The sequence below is a fragment of the Planktothrix paucivesiculata PCC 9631 genome (genome assembly GCF_900009265.2).
Lineage (GTDB): Bacteria > Cyanobacteriota > Cyanobacteriia > Cyanobacteriales > Microcoleaceae > Planktothrix > Planktothrix paucivesiculata.
Genome location: NZ_LR735029.1, coordinates 75,909 through 99,867 on the forward strand (window position 1 = coordinate 75,909; position 23,959 = coordinate 99,867).

17 protein-coding genes are annotated in these 23,959 nt (G+C 40.6%); 9 read left to right on the forward strand and 8 right to left on the reverse strand.

The features are described from left to right. Window positions 1-141: 141 nt before the first annotated feature. The 4 genes from PL9631_RS24995 to PL9631_RS25010 all read left to right on the forward strand — a co-directional run bounded on the left by PL9631_RS24995 (window position 142) and on the right by PL9631_RS25010 (window position 5,005). Window positions 142-1,731 (forward strand): hypothetical protein, encoded by a 1,590-nt coding sequence (locus PL9631_RS24995; protein ID WP_083624654.1) that lies wholly within the window; start codon window positions 142-144, stop codon window positions 1,729-1,731. Between the two features lie 149 nt (window positions 1,732-1,880). Beyond that, window positions 1,881-3,581, forward strand: a complete 1,701-nt coding sequence (locus PL9631_RS25000) for a glycosyltransferase family 39 protein (protein ID WP_083624655.1) — start codon at window positions 1,881-1,883, stop codon at window positions 3,579-3,581. A 43-nt stretch (window positions 3,582-3,624) separates the two neighbouring features. Then, on the forward strand, window positions 3,625-4,377 hold the full coding sequence (locus PL9631_RS25005) for a hypothetical protein (RefSeq protein ID WP_083624657.1): 753 nt from the start codon (window positions 3,625-3,627) through the stop codon (window positions 4,375-4,377). Between the two features lie 46 nt (window positions 4,378-4,423). Then, complete coding sequence (locus PL9631_RS25010) at window positions 4,424-5,005, forward strand: Uma2 family endonuclease (protein WP_083624781.1); 582 nt, start codon at window positions 4,424-4,426, stop codon at window positions 5,003-5,005. 4 nt (window positions 5,006-5,009) lie between these two features. On the opposite strand, the gene PL9631_RS25015 is transcribed toward PL9631_RS25010, so the two are convergent. Continuing rightward, window positions 5,010-5,603 carry a TIGR04376 family protein gene (locus PL9631_RS25015; RefSeq protein WP_083624658.1) on the reverse strand — a complete coding sequence of 198 codons (594 nt, stop codon included), beginning with the start codon at window positions 5,601-5,603 and terminating at the stop codon, window positions 5,010-5,012. 87 nt (window positions 5,604-5,690) lie between these two features. Beyond that, window positions 5,691-6,863 (reverse strand): hypothetical protein, encoded by a 1,173-nt coding sequence (locus PL9631_RS25020; RefSeq protein WP_156090701.1) that lies wholly within the window; start codon window positions 6,861-6,863, stop codon window positions 5,691-5,693. A 266-nt stretch (window positions 6,864-7,129) separates the two neighbouring features. Here PL9631_RS25020 and PL9631_RS25025 point away from each other — a divergent pair, with 266 nt between their 5' ends. From PL9631_RS25025 to PL9631_RS25040, 4 genes are all read left to right on the forward strand, one after another. After that, window positions 7,130-7,732 (forward strand): glutathione S-transferase family protein, encoded by a 603-nt coding sequence (locus PL9631_RS25025; protein WP_083624660.1) that lies wholly within the window; start codon window positions 7,130-7,132, stop codon window positions 7,730-7,732. 287 nt (window positions 7,733-8,019) lie between these two features. Continuing rightward, window positions 8,020-10,617: a cyanophycin synthetase gene (gene cphA, locus PL9631_RS25030; protein WP_083624662.1), complete on the forward strand. Its 2,598-nt coding sequence runs from the start codon at window positions 8,020-8,022 to the stop codon at window positions 10,615-10,617. A gap of 132 nt (window positions 10,618-10,749) precedes the next feature. Beyond that, on the forward strand, window positions 10,750-11,061 hold the full coding sequence (locus PL9631_RS25035) for a hypothetical protein (RefSeq protein ID WP_231516853.1): 312 nt from the start codon (window positions 10,750-10,752) through the stop codon (window positions 11,059-11,061). Window positions 11,062-11,337: 276 nt separating this feature from the next. Continuing rightward, complete coding sequence (locus tag PL9631_RS25040; RefSeq protein WP_231516854.1) at window positions 11,338-12,891, forward strand: ATP-binding protein; 1,554 nt, start codon at window positions 11,338-11,340, stop codon at window positions 12,889-12,891. 43 nt (window positions 12,892-12,934) lie between these two features. Here the strand turns inward: PL9631_RS25040 and PL9631_RS25045 are convergent, their stop codons facing one another. The 3 genes from PL9631_RS25045 to PL9631_RS25055 all read right to left on the reverse strand — a co-directional run bounded on the left by PL9631_RS25045 (window position 12,935) and on the right by PL9631_RS25055 (window position 17,263). Beyond that, the gene (locus PL9631_RS25045) at window positions 12,935-14,113 is read right to left on the reverse strand and encodes an FtsW/RodA/SpoVE family cell cycle protein (RefSeq protein WP_083624666.1); all 1,179 of its coding nucleotides are present in this window, start codon (window positions 14,111-14,113) and stop codon (window positions 12,935-12,937) included. Between the two features lie 136 nt (window positions 14,114-14,249). Then, window positions 14,250-16,256, reverse strand: coding sequence for a transketolase (gene tkt, locus PL9631_RS25050; protein WP_083624668.1), 2,007 nt, complete (start codon window positions 16,254-16,256; stop codon window positions 14,250-14,252). A gap of 395 nt (window positions 16,257-16,651) precedes the next feature. Beyond that, window positions 16,652-17,263, reverse strand: a complete 612-nt coding sequence (locus PL9631_RS25055) for a (2Fe-2S) ferredoxin domain-containing protein (protein WP_083624670.1) — start codon at window positions 17,261-17,263, stop codon at window positions 16,652-16,654. A gap of 291 nt (window positions 17,264-17,554) precedes the next feature. Between PL9631_RS25055 and PL9631_RS25060 the strand changes: the two genes are divergently transcribed. Then, window positions 17,555-17,770 (forward strand): hypothetical protein, encoded by a 216-nt coding sequence (locus tag PL9631_RS25060; RefSeq protein ID WP_083624671.1) that lies wholly within the window; start codon window positions 17,555-17,557, stop codon window positions 17,768-17,770. A 154-nt stretch (window positions 17,771-17,924) separates the two neighbouring features. Here the strand turns inward: PL9631_RS25060 and PL9631_RS25065 are convergent, their stop codons facing one another. The 3 genes from PL9631_RS25065 to PL9631_RS26875 form a co-directional block, all read right to left on the reverse strand. Next, a complete protein-coding gene (locus tag PL9631_RS25065; RefSeq protein WP_083624673.1) occupies window positions 17,925-19,154 on the reverse strand; it encodes a hypothetical protein in 1,230 nt (409 codons plus the stop codon). A gap of 393 nt (window positions 19,155-19,547) precedes the next feature. After that, window positions 19,548-23,162: a WD40 domain-containing protein gene (locus tag PL9631_RS25070; protein WP_083624675.1), complete on the reverse strand. Its 3,615-nt coding sequence runs from the start codon at window positions 23,160-23,162 to the stop codon at window positions 19,548-19,550. 365 nt (window positions 23,163-23,527) lie between these two features. Continuing rightward, entirely contained in the window at window positions 23,528-23,818 is a 291-nt protein-coding gene (locus PL9631_RS26875) for a DUF2949 domain-containing protein (protein WP_231516855.1), read from the reverse strand. Between the last annotated feature and the right edge of the window lie 141 nt (window positions 23,819-23,959).

Consider the following 23,959-nt stretch of genomic DNA (forward strand, 5'->3'; position numbering starts at 1 on the left):
CTCCAAAGACATCAAGAATATCAAGAAGTTGCCAGGAGTAACCCTGGAAGACCCAGTAAACCAGGAAATTAAATAGCGATCGCACCTTTTTTGGTACAATAGCGGTGATTTGTTTGGTGCAACTAATAGCAACTATTAACCGTGAGTAAAGATTTATTTGCCCGTGAAGCGTTAACTCAAATTCCTAAAATTTTAACGTTATTAGATCGAAATCCCCATAGTCCAACCTATGGTTGTTTTGATCGGAATTTTTGGCATTATAAAACTAAAGATTTTGCCAATGGCAGAATGCAAGAATTGGTATTACCTTTGGCTTTAGTTTATGATCTACCTATTTCTGATAATCCCTATTATCAACAACCTGCAATTAAAAATTGGGTAGAGGCGGGGATTATTTATAACATTGATAGCATTCATATTAATAGTTTTTGTGATGAAAATTTACCCTTAGAACATTCTGCTAGGGCAACGGCTTTTTCCTTATTTGCTAGTATAGAAAGTTATCATTTATTGGGGTTAATGAATTATGAAGCCTTACAAGGTTTTGAACGTCAAGCCCAGGGTTTAGCCCATGGTAAATTCAGTCAGAGTGCCAGTCAGGAAGCTCTAATTCTTTTGTGTTTAGAACGTTTGGGTCAAATGTTACAAACCTCTAAATGGCATCGAATTAAAGCCTCTCGTTTAGAAAAGTTATTGTCTTTACAAAGTCAAGAGGGATGGTTTAAAGAAAGTGATACTTTTGATCCGGGTTATCATAGCTTAACGATTTCTTTTTTAGCTCAATTAGATGATTTGAGATCGGATTTACGGTTGAAAGAATCTTTAATAAAAGCGGTAGAATTAGTGACGTATTTTATTCATCCTGATGGGTCGTATGGCGGGGAATATGGAAGTTTGAATACCTATCAATTTTTTCCCTATGGGTTTGAATTAGTGGGGGAATGGCTACCCGATGCGTTGAGAATTAATGACCGATTTTTACTGGGAATTAAAAATGGTTTATCCGCTTGTTATGGCGATGATTATTCCCTGGGAAATCAGGTTTGGAATTATTTACTAGCTTGGCGAGATTTTGTCCCGGGAAGACCCCAACCTGTGCCGCGAGATGTGGCGAGTATTTGGTTAAAGGAAGCAGAAATTTTAATTAAACGTCGTCCCTATGTGGAATTATATGTGGCTTTAAATAAAGGGGGAGTTTTTAAGTTATTTAGAGAAAATAAACTGATTTTATCAGATACTCATTTTTCCCTACAAGTTCGTCAGGGTCGTCAAATTAAAAATGCTGTAGCCCATTTAATGAGTGATTATACAATTCATGTCGAACAGGATGAAATTTTAATTGAAGGCGGATTAAGTTGGGTTAAATCGAATCAATTATCTTCGTTAAAATTGGTTTTTATGCGAGTTTTAATGTTATTATTAGGTAAGTTTTTCTCCAAGCAAATTCAGAGGTTAAATGCTGCTGAAATTGTTAGAGGAAAACAAGATTCACCCTTTAGATTTACCCGGCGATTTCGTTGGGAAAAAAATCAATGGCAGATTATTGATGAATTATATGCTGATTCTTGGCGCGGGGTGATTTCCGTGGGAATGGGTTGTGATCAAACCTCTATGGATATTCCCCTAAGTCGCACGTTTCAACGGGGACAGTTACAACCTTGGTTAGATTTAACGGATGAAATTAGAAAGTTAACTCCGGGTCAATGTTTGAAGTTAGAAAGACGGTTTTAGGGGGTTATTTATTTTTATTAGGACTTACGCAGAATACCCGATTATACACCATCTGTAGGGGCGAACGGCCGTTCGCCCCTACTAGATATGGTTATTTTGCGTAAGTCCTATTTATAATAGGGGTTTAGTTTTTGTGAGGATTGTTTTAAGTGCTTAAAATTGTTAATCACCGATGGTTTCATCCGGGTTTACTGTTGTTTTGGGTGGGACTGGGAATTTTATTGAGATTTATGGGTTTAGGAAATAAGTCAGCATCGAGTATTGAAATTTCTACTTTAGTCTTTAGTTTGGGTCACGGTCTGAAAACTATTCCTTTAGATCAAATCATTTCGGCGGATATTTTATTATCTCCTTTGCGCTTGGAAACCGCTAGTCAACCCTCGGATGTTATTTATCATTTATTTACTGAAAGTAATCATCCACCGTTATATTTTTTGCTGAATCATTTCTGGATGAATTTATTTTCAACAGATGGAGAATTAGTTTCTTTAACGGTGGCGCGCGCTCTCAGTTCTATTTTAGGGGTTTTATCAATTCCGGCTATCTTTAGTTTAAGTTATTTTGCCTTTGGGTCTTTAACTTTTGCCCAAATTACCGCCGCATTAATCGCTATTTGTCCCTACGGAATTTATCTATCACAAGAAGCACGACACTATACTATAACTATACTTTTTATTATCGCATCTTTAGGCTATTTAGTCAAGGCAATTAGAAGTTTACAAGGAGAAAAACCTTTATCTATTATTCAAGTCATGGGTTGGATTATTGTCAATGGATTAGGAATCGCTAGTCACTATTTTTTTATTGTATTATTAGGGGCGGAAGGGTTGGTTGTAGCCGGATTTTGGTTAAAGGATTGGCGAAATAAATTAGGACTTTTTAGCAGATCTTGGTTAAGGATTTATGCGGTAATATTCGGAACATTAATCACTGGATTAGTTTGGATTCCAATTTTAAAAGCTCTCCCTAATGATCAACTAACAGAATGGATTGCAACCGAATTTGAGGGATTAGGATTTATAGAGCCTTTATTTCGTTTATTCGCCTGGTTAATTACCCAGATATTCTTATTACCCGTTGAAGGAACTCCTCTAATTATAACAGCAATTTCAGGATTAATTTTATTGACGGTTTTAGTTTGGATAAGTCCGGGGATAATTCAAGGCATTAGGTTAAATCTTCAATCCTCTGAAACTCAACTTGAAACTAAAATTTTTGGCGGTATTTTAATTAGTATTTTTACACTGTTTTTGATTATAATTTATGGATTACAAAAGGACGTATCCCTGGCGGCTAGATATCAATTTGTTTACTTTCCTGTATTTATTTTAATTTTAGGCTCTGCATTAGGAGTTATTTGGAAAAAACCTGAAACTTTTAATAATTCTTGGGTTTCACTTCCTCCTATTTTACAAGCTAACGGAAAAAAAATTGTAATTGTCACCTTAATTATGGGATGTTTGGGTGCGTTAACAGTTGGGGGAAACTATGGGTTTCAAAAATCCCAACAAGCGGATCGTTTAGCGAGTTATATGATTAATCAAGCTAAAACACCTGCGATCATTGCTACGACTAAAATAACCCACGCAGAAACTCGAGCTTTAATGGGATTAGGATTAGAATTTAAGCGTCAAAAAGCCAAAAATTTACCTGAATTTATGTTGGTTAAAAAAACCGATTATCCTTCTCCAGCTTTAGCAACTGCTTTAACTCAAATTAAACCTCCTTTTGATTTATGGACGGTGAATTTAAAAGATAATACGGATTTTAGCCAATTCCGGTGTCAACAAGATCCCCGTCCTCAACCTAAGTTTAATGGATATCGATATCGACGATATTATTGTCGATAGTTGGGTTATAATTTGAGTTTAATTAAAATAGGATGAGTTCAACGTGCAGTTATCTCTAACCTTGTCTCCCTTAAAATTAGCTAAACGCCTAACAATGGGAGTAGGATTTTTTACCTTTACGAGTATTCTCGTACAAATTGGTAGATTTGGATTTAACTATCGAAAAGATTGGACATCAATGTTTAATGTTGATCGAGAGATGAATTTACCGACTTGGTTTAGTGCGTTTATGTTGGCTTTTTGTGCTTGGTTATTAGGGGCGATCGCCTCAGCAAAACAAGCGGAAATCGAACAACAAAACTCCTTAAATGCTCCTGATGATCATGCTTCGGTAAAATATCGTTATTTTCAACAATGGAAATGGTTATCGATTATTTTTTGGTTATTTGCTATTGATGAAGTAGCTACAATTCATGAAATTTTAATTATTCCTGATATTGCTAAAGGGTTAAATTTACCTCCTTTTTTACGTTCAATGTGGGTAATTCCAGGAATAATTTTAGTAGTTTTTTTCCTGCGTAAATATTGGAAGTTTTGGTTACATCTGCCCCGAAAAACCCGTTATCATTTTATTTTAGCCGCCTCTTTATATATTGGTGGAGCATTATTGATGGAAATGGTCGGGAGTGTTGTGGCGTTTTATTACCATCAACAAACTCTGATTTATTCATTAGTAGCTATGGTAGAAGAAATTATGGAAATGATCGGGGTAATTGTGTTTATGTATGGGTTGTTAGTTTATATTCGAGAATGGCAAGAAAAGATTAATGTTGAGATTCAAATTTTGCCACAATAGGCTATATAATAAAAGGATGTGATCTAGGTAGGAGAATAATATGGTTATGCAAGTGAAACCTCTCCTCTATTCTCCAGAGGAGTATTTCAAACTCGAAGAAACCGCAGAATTTAAACATGAATATCGAGACGGAGACATTATTCCTATGACGGGAGGTACGACGAATCATAATCAAATTGCTGGAAACGCTTACTTTCAACTCAAATTAGGATTAAGAGGTCAAAAATATAGATTATTTATTGGGGATGTCCGTCTATGGATGCCTGATTATCGGTTATATACCTATCCCGATTTAATGGTGATTAAAGGGGATGTTATTTTTCACGAAAATCGCACGGATACGGTTTTAAATCCCTTAGTTATTGTAGAAATTCTATCTCAATCAACGGGAAGTTATGATCGCGGGGATAAATTCAAGTATTATCGTTCTATTTCCGAATTTCAAGAATATATTTTAATCGATCAATATCAATATTCCGTTGAACAATTTGTCAAAACAGAAACGGGAAAATGGCAAGTTAATTTTTATGAGTCGGCGGATTCTATTCTAACATTAAGCACCCTAGATTTTCCTATCAATTTAACCGATCTCTATGAACAAGTAAATCTTGAACAATCAGAGGAATAAAACTCTAACGTCCCATATTCCGTTTCAACTGTTCTAATTCTTCGTCCATTTCCCATTGTTTAAATTTCCCTTCTAAGGAATCATTAAAAGCATTAGAACTACCATAGGATTTACTCTGATTCCAACCTTGGGTTTCCCTGGAATTTTGAGGGTTTTGTTGGGCTTTTGATTTCGCGCGGTTCGCTTCTACTTCTGCGGCTTTAACTTTAACTTCTTTGTGACGTTGTTGTACTTGATAATAGACCTCTTTAGATTTTTGAATCCGCTCTTTCACCCCTTGCATTTGTCCCCAAAGTTGATTTCCTTGACGCAAAAATCCCGCCTCTCGTTCTTGAGCCGCCTCTGCCAAATCTAAACGATTAGCGGCTTGTGCTTTTTGCACCCATTTATGCCATTTTTGGACATCTTGAGCCACGGCTAAAATTTCAGTTTGTAGCTTTTTTTCCTCTTGGTTCAACTTAGCAATTAACCGGAGGGTATCCTCCTCTTGTTCCCGCAATTGTTCTTCTAACGCTTGTAATTCTAAATGGGGATTATCCTTGAGAAATTCATCTAAACGAGTCTCAAAAAAATGACTAAAATCTTCAAATAAACCCATAATTAAAAATAAAAATTAAAGGGACAGTAGAGACGTGCCACGGCGCGTCTCTCTCCATAGCGCGTCTCTCCACAGGGATTCACCAATTTAGAATTGTTGTCCCACAAAGATTGTTTTAACCTCGCCATTCCGACGAATAACCGCTTCTTGGTTAACAACTTCCACCAGTGACCAACCACTGGCACCAATGGTTTCACCCACATAAATCCGACGAGCGACTCCATTAATTTCAAACAGAGCCGCGGAACGATCGCCCAATTCCAAAATACCCACTAAGGTATGGGCGGTTACGGGTGCTGGATTAACTGCTGTCGGCTGTTCTGTGGGGGTTTCCGTCACCGCCGGTGGGGGAGGTAAGGGAATAGTTGCTGCTGGGACTTCCTGCCGAACTTGAGGGGTTGAGGGAGTGACTTGGGTGGGTGTGGCTGGTTTGGGGGCGGTGGCGGGGGCTGAAGCCGTGGCTTTAGGGGCTGCTGCGGGGGCAGAACCCGAACCCCTGCCACCAGGAACCGTAACCGGAGCCGGGGGCGGGGTTTGTTGTCCCTTGGCCAAGCTGTTCATCACCTGTTGAGATAGAGAGGCCGTTTGATTAGAGGCATCCTGGATCGCCCCAGCCACTCGGTTAATCGCGGCGACGAGGTTATTGGTATCCACCGCCGGAGCCACGGGAGCCACGGTGGGAGTTGCCGGAACGGGCAAGGTCGGTAAGGTGGCATTGGCAACGGGAGGAGGCAACAGGGGCAACCCTAGCCCGGTTTGTTGATTCCGTTGTTCAATATTGGTGAGCGATCGCTGAATATAATTGGAAAATTGAATATCCGCTTTTGTCTTAGCATCTAAGACGGGTTCGGGGGCTACGGCCACGGGTTCGGGGGCAAATAAACGGCCCAAACCCCCTCGGGTAGCCAACCATAATAATAGAGTAATAAATAATGAGGAAAACGCCGCAATTAATAGAATCCGATCCAAGGAGGGAGCGGACTTTTTCACACTCGCATCCCGTAATTTGTCGGGGTCTTCTGCCTCCTCCCGTGGCATCGGAGGTAGAATAATTTGAGGGACTTTAATCGATTTTAGGGAGACAAATTCCGGTTTTACCGCTTCTTTCGGGAGCCGAGATTGTCCCTGGATCACCCGATCCACATCGGAAAAAATGTCGTCCATCAGTTCATCGGCATAGGCTTCTACCGATATCGGTGCTTTGGCGATCGGAACTTCTGAGAATTCCAATTGGGTTTTATTCATCGTTTTTTGAGCCATTGATCGCTCCTTGTGTCCGTAAATCGTTAACCTCGATTTATTGATGATACAGCTATTTTATTGATATTTTTATATCATTTGTAGAGCGGAATCTGATCTTGATCGCCCACAAATTTGATTAAATTTTAGAATAGCTGCAAAATCAACTATGCTTACCATGTAATTTTGAATTTGTCAACATCTTTGAGATAGAGATATCTGAGTCTTAATGGTTTAATGGTATATTTAAGTTAATCAATTGTGACTTTAAAAGGAGTATAAATTCTATGTTCAGGTTGTATGAGTATTCCACCTCTGGAAATTGCTATAAAGTTCGTTTGCTGTTAACTCAACTGCATCTTCCCTTTGAACGTATTGAAATTGATATTGTCAAAGGAGAAAGTCGCACACCTGAATTTTTGAGGAAAAATTATAACGGACGAGTTCCCGTTTTAGAATTAGAAACCGGACAATTTTTAGCAGAATCAAATGCTATTTTATTTTATTTAAGTCAAGGAACACAGTTTTTTCCAGATCATCGCTTTGAACAAACTCAAGTGCTGCAATGGATGTTTTTTGAACAATATAGTCATGAACCTTATATTGCCACCTCCCGCTATTGGATCAAAATTTTAGGAAAAGCTCAGGACTATCAACAAGCATTAGAACAAAAACGTCAACCAGGTTATGCAGCCTTACAAGTTATGGAAAACCATTTAGAAACTCATCGTTTTTTTGTAGGCGATCGCTATACTATTGCCGATATCAGTTTATTTGCTTATACCCATGTTGCCGAAGAAGGAGGTTTTAAATTAACTTCATTTCCGGCTATTCAATCTTGGATCAAACGGTTTATTGATCAAGGTAATTATATTTCTATTAATTCTTAAAATAGCCAGAAAAAATTACTCCTATATGCTTCAGATATTGCAGGTAATTTTGTCCAAATAAAAACCAACATCAGCGTTTAAATAATCATAAATCAGTGAATTATTGCTAAAGGGACTTCCGAGGCTGATGATCAAGTTTTAACAGAATCTAATATTTTCCTTAAATTTTTGACAATTTACCCAACTTCAGGAATCTTGGTGTTTATATTGTCTGAAATTGTGGGATAATCCATCACGATGTTGACTGGCCGAAATGACCGTATTCATCAGCTTAGGAGGGAATACCAATGAAAATTATAAAAACTCAAACCCTATCAGGGCCTAATTTTTGGAGTATTGATGTTCACAATCTGATTATTATTCATCTCGATTTAGAAAAGGATAATCGCTACACCCATGAAATTGTGGATTTCTCCGATGGACTTTGTGAGATTTTCCCCCATTTAACCCAACCAAAATATCAAGATTTCCTGACAAATCTAAAAACTGGAATCTTGATCACGGATGTGATTCTACAACTTGTCCTAGAATTGCAAAGATTAGCCGGAATGCCCGTGGAATTTGGCTGTACCCGGGGGAGTTCCCAACCCGGAGTCCAGAGAGTTATCTTTGAATATAAAATCCCGGAAGCGGGACGCTATGCAGCTAGGGCGGCAGTAAGATTATGCCATCGTTTAATTGATCATGGATTTTATCGGGAAACCGAACTAAGACAGGATTTAGAAGACTTACAAGAAATTTTCTTAGCCGCTCAACTTGGCCCGACAACGGAAGCCATTGTTCAAGAAGCCGAAGCCCGTGGAATTCCCTGGAAAGAATTACCCGCCCGCCATGTTATTCAACTGGGTTATGGCAAACAACAACGACGAATTCAAGCCTCCCAAACCGATGGAACCAGTATTTTAGGCATTGAATTTGCTGGAGATAAAGAAGGTACAAAAACCCTCCTGGATGCAGCCCGTTTACCCGTGCCCAAGGGAACCGTTATTGATAGTTTAGATGATTTAGAAAATGCTATTGATGATATTGGGGGATTTCCGATTGTTTTAAAACCCCTAGACGGGAATCATGGTCGGGGAATTACCCTAGATATTCAAACTTGGCATGAGGCAGAAAAAGCCTATGCAATGGCTAAAAATGAATCAAAAATTGGGAGTATAATTGTTGAAAGATTCTATAAAGGAAATGACTATCGGGTATTAGTAGTTCAAGGAAAATTAGTGGCGGTTGCCCAACGAATTCCAGCCCATGTTATCGGAGATGGTCGTTCAAATTTAGTGGAATTAGTCGAAGAAACCAACCTTGATCCCCGTCGAGGTAGTGGCCACGAAAATATGTTAACTCGGATTGAAATTGATCGCAACAGTATTGATATTTTAAAACAACAGGGCTATCGCTTAGAAAGTGTTCCCAAAAAAGGAGAAATTTGTTACCTCAAAGCCACTGCTAATTTAAGTACGGGGGGGATTGCCATTGATAAAACCGATGAAATTCACCCAGAAAATATTTGGATTGCCGAACGCGCCGCCCAAATTATTGGCTTAGATATTGCTGGAATTGATATTACCGCCCCCGATATTAGTCGCCCCCTGCGAGAAGTGGACGGGGTGATTGTGGAAGTTAACGCCGCTCCCGGGTTACGGATGCACATTCAACCCAATGAAGGCACACCCAGGAACGTGGCAGTTCCGATTGTGGATATGCTCTATCCCCCCGGAACCTCCAGTCAGATTCCGATTACCGCCATTACCGGAACTAATGGTAAAACTACTACCACCCGTTTAATTGCCCATATTCTTAAAGAAACCAAAAAAGTTGTAGGTTTTACTACCACCGACGGGACTTATATCGGAGACTTTTTAGCAGAAGCCGGAGATAATACCGGGCCTCAAAGTGCCGCCTTAATTTTAAATGATCCGACCGTGGAACTGGCCGTATTAGAAGCCGCCCGGGGAGGGATTCTCCGGTCTGGATTGGGGTTTGCTCGCTGTGATGTGGGCGTGGTCTTGAATGTTTCCGAAGACCATATGGGGTTACAGGATATTAACACCGTCGAGGAGATGGCAGAGGTAAAAAGCGTTGTGGCCAGGGTGGCGAGTGAGTATGCGGTGTTAAATGCCGATGATCCTTTAGTGGTTGCCATGGCATCACAGGTAAAGGCGAAAGTGGCTTATTTTTCCATGAACCCCGATAACCCCATTGTGAGTCAACACATTGCTCAAGGAGGAGTGGCTGCGATTTATGAATCCGGTTATTTATCCTTTTTAAAAGCAGATCAAATGATTCGGGTGGAACAGATGACTAATGTTCCCCTCACCTTACGGGGGTTAGCACCATTTATGATAGCCAATGCCCTCGCCGCCAGTTTAGCCGCCTATGTCCAGGGAGTCAGCATTGAGGAGATTAGTCAGGGGTTACGGACATTTCAGATGTCGGTGGAACAAACCCCCGGACGGATGAATTTAATTCCCTATCAGTCCTTCCATGTTCTACTCGATTATGCCCATAACCGTGCTAGTTTTCAAGCGATTCTGGAGTTTGTTCGCAACTGGCCCGATGGTAAACGGATTGGGGTGGTCTGTGCCCCGGGAGACCGTCGCCCAGAAGACTTTATCGAATTAGGACGATTGGCTGCCCAAATGTTCGAGCGGATTATTATTAAGGAAGACGAGGATAATCGCGGCTGTCCCCGGGGAGATGTGGCTAAATATATTGAAATTGGGGTTAAACAGGAAAATCCTGATTTTGATTATGAGATTATTCTCGAAGAAGTAAAAGCGATTGAAACTGCTCTAGGTGAAGCAACTCCGGGTAGTCTGGTGGTGATTTTTCCCGAAGGTGTTAAGAAAGTTTTAGCTCTGCTTCAGTCCCATAATTGCCCTTAATTCGTTGTTGGGCTTTAGCCCGCTAAATTCTTGGGCTTTAGCAGCAACAACAAATAAAGATTAAAGGCAATTTCTGATAAAATGTTATAAAACTTAAAATTATCCGCAACTGAAATTAGCGGGAGGGTCAAGATGGCATTATTCGGCTTGTTTGGCAAAAAAGGAGATTCTAAACCCCCTGAAGAAACGGGCAGTGGTTTCTATCTGGAGGGTAATACGGCCCAAGGTCTGGGGGATGTGGATCGATTCAAGAATATGCCGGCGGTGAAAAAGACTTTCCCCGTTGAAGTTGAGGCCCCTAAATCCACCAAAGCAAAGCCACAGAGTTCTTCAACGGCTTCTAATTCGGTGACGGAGGAACCATCTAGCAAGAGTGAACGCCGTCGGGCTGACAGCAGCATGGATATGTATCGGAATCTTGCCCGGGAAATCAAAAAACCGTAACCTCGAGCTAAAAGCAATTTAACAGGACTTACGCACGCGAGGTCAGAAACCGGGTTTCTTGTTAGATATCTAGTGAAAAACCTTCATATTTTCCCTAGAAACCCGGTTTCTTTACGTAAGCCCTATTTGACTTTTAATAGGGTTTGGAATAGTAATAGTGGCGTTAACAACTCCTCTAGCTATTGTTCTAAACCCTATTTTAATTTTATGGGAGAGAAATTCCCCCTAGAGCAGTGTAATAATCGATACAAACAATAGGGCAATAAGTTTAGACAATTGAGATATAGGGAATCAAGATTAGTCTTTGTTGAGTTAATTCAAGGACATAATCAATTATTAGCAAGTGAGGAAGGGTTAGCCATGATTAAACTTGATGATTATTTTAATCTCGATGAAATTCATGCAGTTCAAAATATTAGTGCAGCAATCATTAATCTCAGTGGTCGTCAACGAATGTTATCTCAACGAATTGCTTTATTTTGTTTGAGGTTAGTTAATCATAAAAATTTAGGGGAAAGAGAGCAGATTATCAGGATTTTACAAGAGAATCTCCACAGTTTTGAGGAATCTCATCAAATGTTAATTTCCGGTCAGTTTAATCACAGTTTAAAATCTACTCTATCCTCAGACATTCATAAAATATATTATCTACCTCCCCATAATCTGGATCAACAGGTTCGCGATTATATTACTGCCGCTAAATCTTTGTTAAATACACCAGATCAGAATTTGGGACTGGATAATTTGGATCTGAATTTAATTTTAAAATCGGCTTCGGGTCAATTATTAGATGCTTTAGATGCTGTAGTCAGTCAATATCAGCTTGAAAGCGAGGCAGAACAATTAGAACTAGAAAATCAGCAAATTTTCTTGTATAAAAAAAGCTGTGAAACTACTGCGATCGCCTATGCTCAAGCCCAACAACTCTCTCATACTTTAAAACAACTCAAAGAAACCCAAGCGCAGATGTTCCATCAGGAAAAAATGGCTTCTTTAGGTCAACTGATTGCCAGTTTAGCCCATGAAATTAATAATCCTGTTAACTGTATTTATGGAAATATTAATTGTATTGATAACTATATTCAAGATTTAATTTATGTCCTGCGACTGTATCAAAAACAATGTCCTCAACCCATTTCCGAGATTACAAGTTATATGCAAGGAGTAAGTTTGGATTTTGTGATTGAGGATTTACCGGAAGTTTTCAACTCCGTAAAAATATCTGCGGATCGGATTTTTGAAATTGCCCGATCCCTGAGAAATTTTTCGAGGAAAGATGAATTAACCGTAAAACCGATTAATTTACATGAAGGGTTAGAAAGTACATTATTAATTTTAAAAAGTCGGTTAAAGGCAAAATCTAATCGCCCGGAAATTATGATTCAAAAGGACTATGGAAATTTGCCTTTAGTTGAATGTTATGGGGGTAAAATTAATCAGGTATTTATGAATCTTTTAGGTAATGCAATTGATGCTTTGGAAGAAGCGACAGCAAAATGGCAAAATGGTCAGGAAACTCCTATAATTCATATTGAAACAGAACTGATCCAACCCGATAGAGTTAGGGTAAAAATTACCGATAATGGGTTAGGAATGGATGGGGATGTAAAAATGCGGCTATTTGAACAGTTTTTTACAACAAAAGCCATCGGAAAAGGTACGGGACTCGGACTATTTATTAGCCGTGAAATTCTTGAAGATTATCACGAAGGAATGCTATCATTTCAATCTGAATTGGGAAAAGGAACCGAATTTATGATCACAATTCCAATTCAATTTTATTCGCCCGCATCCCTAAATTGTTGCCTGGATTCTATGACCTGTTCTTAACTGAAATAGATATAATTGTTTAAGGGATTGGCGATCGCCAAATTCAGCGACTTGGGTTTGGGGTTGACCGATGATCAGCTAAAGAAATCACCTGGGCTTGGTTTTCTTCCCTAGCAACCCGAATCAGTAACCCCGCTAAAGCTAAACTAGCAATCATAGAACTTCCCCCATAACTAAATAGGGGTAAAGGTAAACCCGTTGTGGGTAAAACACCCGTTGCTACCCCAATATTTAATAAAGATTGTCCCACCATCACCACCATCACCCCAATCGCAATTAATTGATGTTCAATTTGTCGAGCTTTCATCGCCACCTGTAGGGCTAAAGTTCCATAAGTTGCTAACAATAATAAAAATAATATTCCCCCAATAAAGCCAAATTCTTCCGCATAAACCGAGAAAATAAAATCACTATATTGAATCGGTAAATAATATAATTTTTGGTGAGACAATCCTAATCCCGTACCCCACAATCCACCGGAACCCACCGCCAAAAGACTTTGAACTAACTGATATCCGTCTCCCATCGGATCAACCCAAGGATCTAAAAAAGATAAAATTCGTCGTCTTTGATATTCTTTAATAGTAACACTTAAAATAGCTAAAAATACCCCCCCTAAAGCCGTTCCTCCTAAATAGGAAAAAGGCAGTCCCGCCGCTAAAGCTACTAACCAAATAGTCATCCCACACAGGGCGGTGGTACTGAGATTCGGTTGGGCAAGAATCGATAATAAAACGATCCCAAAAATTCCCAACCAAATCAACCGAATTTGCCAATTTAAACGATACCAATTGCCAAAAAAACGCGCACTTTGTAAGACTAAAAATGGCTTCATTAACTCCGAAGGTTGAATCGGAATCGGCCCAATAGAAATCCAACGAGTAGCCCCATTAATAGTAGTTCCTAACCCGGGAACTAAAGTCAGAAACAATAATCCCAGAACAATTAAAACCCCCCATTGGGCAATTTTTAACCAAAATTTCAGGGAAGATTGAACAATAAAACTAAACCCGACTAAACCTACGGCTGTCCAAATTAATTGACGTTTAAAATAATATAATCCATCTCCCTGTTCGGCGTAGGCGATGGGATAGGAGGCAGAAAACATCACAATTAAGCCAATGAATAACCAGAGAAAGGTAATCCCCCGTAACCATCGGGCTGACCTTGACCAATGGGTCACAGAAGATGCTGAAAAAGGGAAAAATTGCCGTAAGTTCATCCCAAAAGTATAACTGTAATTGTTAATTCTTAACTCGTAATTCCTAATTCGTAATTCATAATTCCTAATTTATTTCCACCTCACAAAATTAAAAAGGCAGGTCTAGCCCACCTTTTTAATCAAATTAAATTCCGATTTAACCTAATAACGCTTTCGCTTTAGCCAAAACATTATCAACGGTGTAGCCGAATTTCTCCATCAACACACCACCTGGGGCTGAAGCACCAAAGGTATCAATACCGATGATGTCGCCTTCGCTACCCGTGTAACGTTCCCAACCGAAACTGCAACCCGCTTCCACAGCCAGACGTTTGGTAACTGCTTTCGGTAACACAGATTCTTTGTAAGCAGCATCTTGTTCTTCAAACAGTTCCCAACAGGGCATAGAAACCACCCGAACTTTTGTTCCGGCTTGGGTTAATTTTTCGGCCGCTTCCACACACAGAGACACTTCGCTTCCAGTTCCGATCAGAATTAAATCAGGAGTCCCGTCACTATCGGACAGAACATAAGCCCCTTTGCTGACCACATCAATCGAACTACCGTTCAAATTCGGTAATGCTTGACGAGTTAAAGCTATCAATGTGGGGCGATGACGATTTTCCACGGCGATTTTATATGCACCAGAGGTTTCGTTACCATCGGCCGGACGCATTACCAACAAGTTAGGAATCACCCGCAAGGAGGCAATGGTTTCCACAGGTTGGTGAGTGGGGCCATCTTCCCCAAGGGCGATGGAGTCGTGGGTCATCACATAAATCACACCGACTTCTGATAACGCCGATAAACGAATCGCCGCCCGCATATAGTCAGCAAAGACTAAGAAGGTTGCACAATAGGGAATTAATCCCGAACCATGCAAGCCAATCCCATTACAAATTGCCCCCATTCCGTGTTCCCGAACACCGAAACGCAGGTTACGATTTTGATATTGTCCTTTTTGGAAATTACCAAAACCCTTAATCTCCGTTAAGTTGGAGTGGGTTAAGTCCGCCGAACCCCCAATTAATTCGGGAATAGCCGGAGCTAGGGCATTCAAACAGCCTTCAGAATATTGGCGAGTGGCTTTACCTTTTTCTGCGGGAGTGAATGTCGGTAGGGATTTTTCCCAACCTTCGGGGAGTATTCCACTGGTGCGGCGTTCAAATTCCGCGGCTTCTTGGGGATATTTGGCTTTATAATCTTCCCAAGTTTTATTCCATTCGGTTTCCAGATTAGCCCCACGTTCAACGGCTTTGCGGGTATGGGCTAAGGCATCTTCAGGAACTTCAAAGGGTTCATAGTTCCAACCCAGGTTTTTCCGAGTCGCGGCGACTTCATCCGTACCCAAGGCAGCCCCGTGAACTCCAGCAGTATTTTGTTTATTAGGAGAACCGTAACCAATGATGGTGGTGACTTTAATGAAAGTGGGTTTATCGGTGACAGCCTTGGCTTTAGCAATGGCGTCGGCGATACCATCTAAGTCGGTATTCCCATTTTCAACGTGCAGAACGTGCCAGCCATAGGCTTCAAACCGTTTGCTCACATCTTCGGTAAAGGAAATCTCGGTATTTCCATCAATGGAAATATGGTTATCGTCATAAAGGGCAATTAATTTACCCAGTCCCAGGTGTCCAGCTAAGGAACAGGCTTCACCAGAAACCCCTTCCATGTTGCAACCATCACCCAGGATGACATAAGTATAGTGGTCTACCAGTGTAGAATCCGGTTTATTGAAGGTCGCCGCCATGTGAGCTTCGGCCATGGCTAACCCAACGCCATTGGCAATCCCTTGACCCAAGGGGCCAGTTGTGACTTCCACACCCAAGGTTTCAAAGTTCTCCGGGTGACCAGGAGTCACAGAACCCCACTGACGGAATTGTTTAATATCATCTAAACTGACGCTATCATATCCCGTTAAATAAAGTAGGGCATACTGCAACATACAGCCATGACCCGCCGACAGTACGAAGCGATCGCGGTTATACCATTTAGGATTTTTGGGATTGAACCGCATAAACCGATCCCACAACACAAAGGCCATGGGCGCGGCACCCATGGGGAGTCCTGGGTGGCCGGATTTAGCTTTTTCTACCGCATCAATAGCTAGGAAGCGAATCGAATTAATGCAAAGTTCTTCAAGTGATTGGGCTGCAAAAACCATAATTATGTTATCTGTAGACTTTAGTGAGTGCGTGAGCGCGGATTGTATAGATATAGATTCTATGCCATAAGTCGCTCTGGAATTACCCTTAGACCGCATCACAATCATCTCACCACTTGGGACACGCAAGCAACCCAATTCTTAATTTTCTGTCTAAAGTTGATCATTCAGCTAGAGCATAAGAGGTGAATTTTGTCAACCAATTAGCATCCGGCCTACGATATTTGGTTCAAGAACGCTTCTAAATTCCTACAATTGTATATTAAAGAAGGTTTCTGAAAAAATCATAAGTTAAAACACCAAACCCTATTTCTTTCAGGTAAATGTTTGATTTTCTTTTTGTTTTTTCTGTAAATCCTGCCTGATTTCTGTGATCTCCCCTTTCCTGAATTATTTTAAAAATGTTGCTCAACTAATCCTGGAATTTTGTGGATTTCAACTTTATTATAATGGGTCTTATCCGGTAACATTACAATATTAGGGCCAGACTTACATTTTTTCAGACATCCTGTTTTTTGAATAGTTACCCGATCTTCTAGTCCCCGTTGGATTAACTCTTGTTTTAATAACGCACAAACCTGATCGCTTCCCCGTTTACGACAATCGGATTTTTGACAAATTAGGATTTTTGCTGGTCTAACCGGAGATAGTTGTGCAGGTTCAGAACTAATAAAATCTGAGGAGATTTGATCATCTTGATCAGTCTTTTCCTTGATTGAAGATGATCGGGTTAGAGTGGATAGGGGTTCTGAATTGGAAAGCACCCGCGTCGCTTTTAACTTAATTTTTCCGGTTTTAAAATCTTGTTTTTTCCGACCTGTAACCTTGACTTGATAACCCGGTGCTAAATCAGAAATTCCGGTGATTCTGGCTTGTTTGGAAATTTCAATCAATAATAATCCCAAAGAAGTCATCAGGGTAATAACTTTAGGTTTTCCATCTTTAATCCCAACATTTTGGATCGTTCCAGTCAGATTGAATTCCGTATTTAATGAATGGGTTGACATGATTGAACTCTATTTTTAATCACGGGGACAAACCAGCCCACGGATCAAGGCCTAGACTTTGATCGGTGAACCTCTATTGACTAGGATAGCTCAAATGCAAATTATTCTCAATAGACAAAATAAAATTTGTCTGAATTCTGACGAGATGGCGATCGCCAGTTATAACCAGGGAGAAACCCCGAACTCAAATACTGAGAAATGCTAAGTTTATAAAAATTTCTGTTACTTAGGATACATTTTACTAAAAATATGTAAGAATTTTAGATAGGCCAATTATAGGAGTCCATAAATATGAATCTACAAGATAAAGCTCGGGAACTCTTGGTAGAAGATCGCCAACACCAAGAACACCTACAAGAAAATATGCTCAACCGAGTCGCCGAAGAAGAACAAGCGATGGAACAAACCCACGAACAAGCGCGAGAGTTATTGGTTCAAGATCGTCTACATGACGACCATATCCAAGAAGCAATGTTGAGTCGGGTCGAGGAAAAACCAAGTCATTAGGGAATTACGAATTACGAATTACGAATTACGAATTGGGGATAGTTATATTCCATCCTTTAATGTTTGCTAAAAATACTTAATCAGGTGACTATTCCCTGTTCCCTATTACCTATTACCTATTACCTATTACCTATTACCTATTCCCTATTCCTCGCTATACTTTTAACTTTCCCCAGTTAAGACCAAAAGCAATATTGAGATTTTCTAAAGATTCAACTAGCCAGAATACTTTATCTCGGGGAAAAGTGGCATAATGGTTAAATAGAATCGAAAATCGTTTTTCCAGATCTGATTTAACCTTGCGACAAATTAAAACAATTTTTAACAGTAACCCAATCGAACGAGTCACACCCAAGTTACTACTTAAATCTAAAAACACAAAGTGATGGGGTTGTTGGGGACTTTCTACGACTAGGAAATTTAATAACTTGCGACAGGTTCCCGCCATTAAAGTCTCATTCACTTTTTGACTATCGTTGTGTGAAAGAGTTCCTTGGAGTTCCCGATACAGACGGTTATTAAAATGGTTTTTTGCGTATTTAGTATCAACTGCATCCGTTAAATATTCATAAAATTCTTCTTTAAACGTGCGATAAGTGCGCGTATTTTGGCTTTGGTTTACAAAAATTTTGGCTAAATCACCATAGGTGTGATAACCGTCAATTCTGCCCGTAAAATGTTTGACGGCAAAATTCAATTTTTTGTCGGTTAATAGGGTGGGGTTTTCCACAGTTGGTAAGATCAACCGTTGTTCCCGAGGAGCATTTTTAAAGGTGAGATATTGAGATAAATCCTGTTCAAAAGTTTCTTGAGCTTGCATCCGCATCTCTCGAATTTCCTGACGCTGTTCGTCGGGACTATCATCGGTTAAAAAACAATGATCATATAAATAGGGATAACGACTAATTAAACCCTCGACATTATCACTCTTTTTATTTTCTGCGGCTTGAATTTTTTCTTCAAAAACCTTACTCAAACGCCGGAGAGCTTTATATTGTTCGGTTTGAGTAAATTGTTTAACTAACGAACGCAGGCGTTTCGCCGTCCAACAGGAGGGTAAACCCGAGGGTGTTTGCTCAAAACTATGAATCAGGTCAGGAATCGCCCACTGATCCCGTGGTTGTTTGCGCCATCGGTTAATTAAAATATAGCAACTGCGGTTAAGAACATAGTGAAATTCTATATTGGCTAAATCGGAATCAACAATCCGACCGACGGCTAAATTAACAGCTAAATCGGGGTATTCCCCCCCTTGGATAAACAGATTAAAGAAACGCTGAATCAGTTTTCGAGGGCTTTCAATATCAACACAGTATTGTAGATGAGCATAAATGACTTGCTCATCTGACGAATGGTAATACTGGCTGAACCCCGAACTATTCACGGTATAACCCCTCTTTTTCTAGGGATGGATCAAAAACAACGAGAAAACGATTAAAACCCCACACTAACAACCCACATTAGTTTAACCTCCTTGAGTCCGTTTTCCTACCCGTCGGTGATAGTAGAGTTAGTCAGATTGCGATTTTCCCTCCGATCTGTCTCCGACTATGGTTATATCCGAATCAGGGCGAGCACAACATCCAGCTATCTTTAACCCACTTTCTGTGTAATAACAGCAGAAATTTCAATAAGAATCAACCAAGGATGACTGAAAACTTGAGGTAGAGTGTGGCTTCTGTATGAATACATATATTCTATTGATAAATCATTACAACTTCTATCAAGATTTAGCAAAAATCAAGCATAAATTGTAAAGATTCGGTAAAGCTATTTCTTATGAACCTTGATCCCGGTTAAGATCAATAGCTCCCAGGGCTTTAAGTGTAACTTTTTGTGCCGTTGTGATTCCGGTCACACCCGTAATATTTAAGCCATTATAGGGCTTATCAGCGCGTAGGGTTTTTAAACATTCATTGGTGTGTAAATCCCACACCTTAATCCCTTGATCATGACTTCCACTCGCTAAAAAATACCCTTGGCGATCGCTATGAACCGACCAAACGGGGTAATCATGACCCTCTAGGTTTTTCACACATTCCCCGGTGGCCATATCCCACAATTTAACATTATGATCGTAGCTGCCACTCACCCAAACCTTTCCCTGGAGATGAAATAAAATTCCTTGGACTCGTTCGAGTTCACCCCGCCAGGTTTGCAGACATTCACCGGTTTGAACATTCCAAGATTTTACCGAACGGTCATAACTCCCACTCACTAAAATAGAACCCTTGTCCGTAAACCCCAGAATATGAACCCGATCACTATGACCTTCGAGAACCGCCAAACATTCACCGGTTTCCAGATTCCAAACTCGGATCTGATGGTCATTACTCCCACTAGCTAAAATCCGATCTCGGGGGCTAAAAGCTACCGAACCCACCCAACGCTGATGACCTTCTAAGGTTTGTAACAGTTCTCCAGTCTGCACATCCCAAACCTTCACCGTTTGGTCATCACTAGCACTGGCGAGTAGCATACCCTCGGAACTAAACGTCACAGCTTGAATCCGATCGCTATGACCATGTAAGGTTTTTAGACATTCCCCCGTCTGTGCATCCCAAACTTTGACCGTGCGGTCATAACTGCCACTGGCGATTAACCCACCATCGGGATTAAAAGCCACTGACCATACCCAGTCCTGATGACCGGGTAACTGTTTGAGACAGCGACCCGTCCCCACATCCCAGAGTCGCACCTGATTATCGTCACTCCCACTCACCAAACGCCGACCATCGGGACTCAGAACAAACGACCATACCTGATGACGATGACCCCGTAAGGTTCGCAACCGTTGTCCGGTTTGCACATCCCATAACTGCACCATCCGATCCATACTTCCGGTGGCCAGGGTTTGGCTATCGGGACTAAAAGCTAAGGAACAGACCTGACTTTCTATTCCGGTTAAAGTCTTTAAACACATTCCCGTTCGGATATTCCAGAGTTTCACGGTTTGGTCATCGCTGCTACTCGCCAATTGTTCGCCATCGGGACTAAAAACCACGATCCAAACCGAGTCCTGATGACCCTCAAACGTATGGAAACTGTGACCAGTATTAACATCCCATAGACGAACTGTTTTTTCCTGGGTACTGCTGGCGATCAAATGAATTTTGCCCGGAGTTGAGCCCGAAGGGACGAAGGTAAGTGCCCAGTTCCAAGCGTCATTTCCATAGAAAGTGTGTAAACAGGTGGCGGTTTGGATATCCCAGAGTTTGACCGTCTGATCCTCACTGGTGCTGGCGATCTGTTGACCATTGGGACTCCAGATGAGGGTGGATAAACGGTCAGTATGACCGATAAACTGATGCACACATTGTCCCGAATCAATATCCCAGACCCGAATCCTTTGGTCATCGCTACCACTAGCTAATAAATCGCCTTGGGGACTAAAACCCACGCAATTTACCGTTCCTTGATGGTCTGACCAACGGTTTAAGCATTCTCCGGTGGAGACTTTCCACAGTCGCACGGTTTGATCATCACTCCCACTAGCCAGTAAAGTACCATCAGAATTGAAACTCAGGGACTTGACGCTTCCGGTTTGGCCTTGACAGACTAATAATTGTTGACCTTCTTCGACTGTCCATAAAATAATTTTGCCTTCCGCGTCTCCGGTGGCTAAAATTCCGTTATTTCCCAGGGCGACGGTGAGGGAATTTCCCAGGGTTTTCGCAAAAACAGATCGGGATAAATCGGAACCGGAAAAATCAACATTTTGTAAGTTAGCATCTTGTAAATAGGCTTGCCAGAGGGTGAGGTGAGAAAAGTCATAGGCCGCTAAATCGAGATCTAAATGGTGGCAAAGATTCAGGATATTCCCGCCGCCATAACCGGAGGAATGAGGTTGTTGTTTTAACCGTTCAACTAGGGTTTGAAATTTTTGCTGAAGTTCTCCAGAAATTCGATAACGGTTGAGGAGTTTTTGAACAATCGGTTGCAGAATTAAACGGGTTTGACTTTCTCGAATATAATCCTTAGCCTGGGATTTAATTAGGGGATATTGATTTAAAATATTTAGGGTTTCGGCTTCTATGTCTTGAAGGATTTTTTCAATCAACCGTTCAATAATATATTCCATGACTACGGGTTGTTGGGTGAAGCTCCCACTACTTTTTTCAATTAGCGATCGCCGACTCAATGATTCTAAGGCTTCGATCAGTTCTACGGGGGAAATAATTGATAATAAATCTTTCCTTAAATCAACCATTGTACAGGGTTCTCGATTAATCGCTAACCAGTACATGGTTTCTAATTCTAGTTCGGAAATTCTTCCTAATTGTTGTTCTAATAAATCCCGAATATCCCCAAATATTGCGGTTCCGTGTTGAATTTGTTCTAAAAATTCCCCCACATTCCCGGCAAATAAATCATAAATTGTTGTCGTAACAATTTTTACAGCCAAGGGATTTCCCGCATAACGTTTAATTAATTCTTGCCATTGTTCTGAGGAACTATAGACACCTTTAGCTTGAATAATTTCTTGACAATTTTCCGTATCTAGTCCGGGTAAAGGTAAACAACGAACTTTCAAGGTTTGACCTTCTAAGGCGGCAATTTCCCGGGGTTTTTCTCGACTGGTCATGAGTAGACAACTTTGGTGTTGGGTTTCTCCCAGACGCTTAAATAGATCTCCATAATTTTCATACCCCGGATAATAGCATCCGACCCGATTTCCTTCTTGTAAAATTGATTCTATATTATCTAAAATAATTAAGCAGCGAGAGGTTCTTAAAAGTTCGATTAATTGGGAAATTTGACGGCCGGCTTCGGCAGATAAACGACCTTCGGTTTTAGGGGATAGAAATTGAATTAAATCGCTTAAAATTTCGGTTAAGGGCGGTGAATTTCTGAGCGATCGCCAAATCACAAATTCAAAATCAGAATGGATTTTTTGAGTTAATTTCACCGATAACGAAGTTTTGCCCATTCCCCCCATTCCTAAGATCGCAATTACTCGACAATCTTCGCCTAAAATCCACTGTTCCAGTTGAGCAAGTTCTTGAAGACGGCCATAAAACTGAGAGACATCCGGCGCTTCTCCCCAGTCCACCTCGGAGGCGTTCAAGGACTTGGGGGGGGCGGGGGTCGGAGTCGGGTCGGGAGGGGCATTGGGGGAGGAATTGGGGGCCGGAAGACGTTCAATTACGCTGCGAAAATTCTTTTTCCCGACTCTTTCCCCTAACTCATCCGATAATAATTTCCATAATTTTGGCCCCACGTCCTGCTTGAGATATTCGGGAGTGCAGCGATATTCTAAAGCAATTTCATGATATTTCTGACAGTACCAAGTCCCTTGAAGAACTGCGGTCTGTGCGTCAGTCAAGTGTTTTCCGGTTTTTTTGAAAACCAATGTATCGGTAATTGCCAGTACCTGTTCAAAGTTCATCATCACGCCTGTTGATGCAACCGATGTTTATTTTTGCTGTCTATCTTGCACCTTTCTATACCGTCGCAGAGATTGTAACAGAAACCGGTCGTATTAGCACTCGGGCTCAGATATTCTCAGGATCAGAATTTTGTTTTTTGTAGAGAAGATCTCATTCGGTGTGGGTATTGCTGAACCTTGAAAGCCTTCTTTTTTTAGGATTTATAACGCTTAAATAAAATTAAAGCCAGCCTTTGGTGAAAGCTGACTTCTGATAATTAAATTGGGATTGTGATCGTTGAAATCTTTTGATTAAACATCTGAACATAGACAAAACTTTAAAAATTGGATTTAAGACATTTTCTCAAAATGGTTTAACCCGCAGAAAATTACGCCGCCAGGGAAATCGAGATATCAAGGGTTTCATCAACGGAAGATGGGGAAGAATCCTGATAGGAATACATTACAGGTTTTGCTTCCATCATGCTCCCAAACCGTTCTAACCAATCAAAAATTCGATCAAGTTGTTCAAGTGTAACTAATCCATACTGCCATAGGATCATGGGTAACTGACCAGAATCTTGTTCTGGATGGCGTAGAGCCGTTGCAATTGAGGATGCGGGGATCGCTAACTCCCAGCGTAAAAATTGAATCAATTGTGCTTGTTTGGGTGAAATCATTTTGAGGTTCCTACAAATGGGGCATAGAAAAGTTAGATTAAAGTAGAATTAGATTCTACAGTTTTAATTCTAGTGGAAATCTAGGACAACTAAGTGACAGATATCCGGTTAATTTTGTGATTTAATCAAGTTAATGATGTG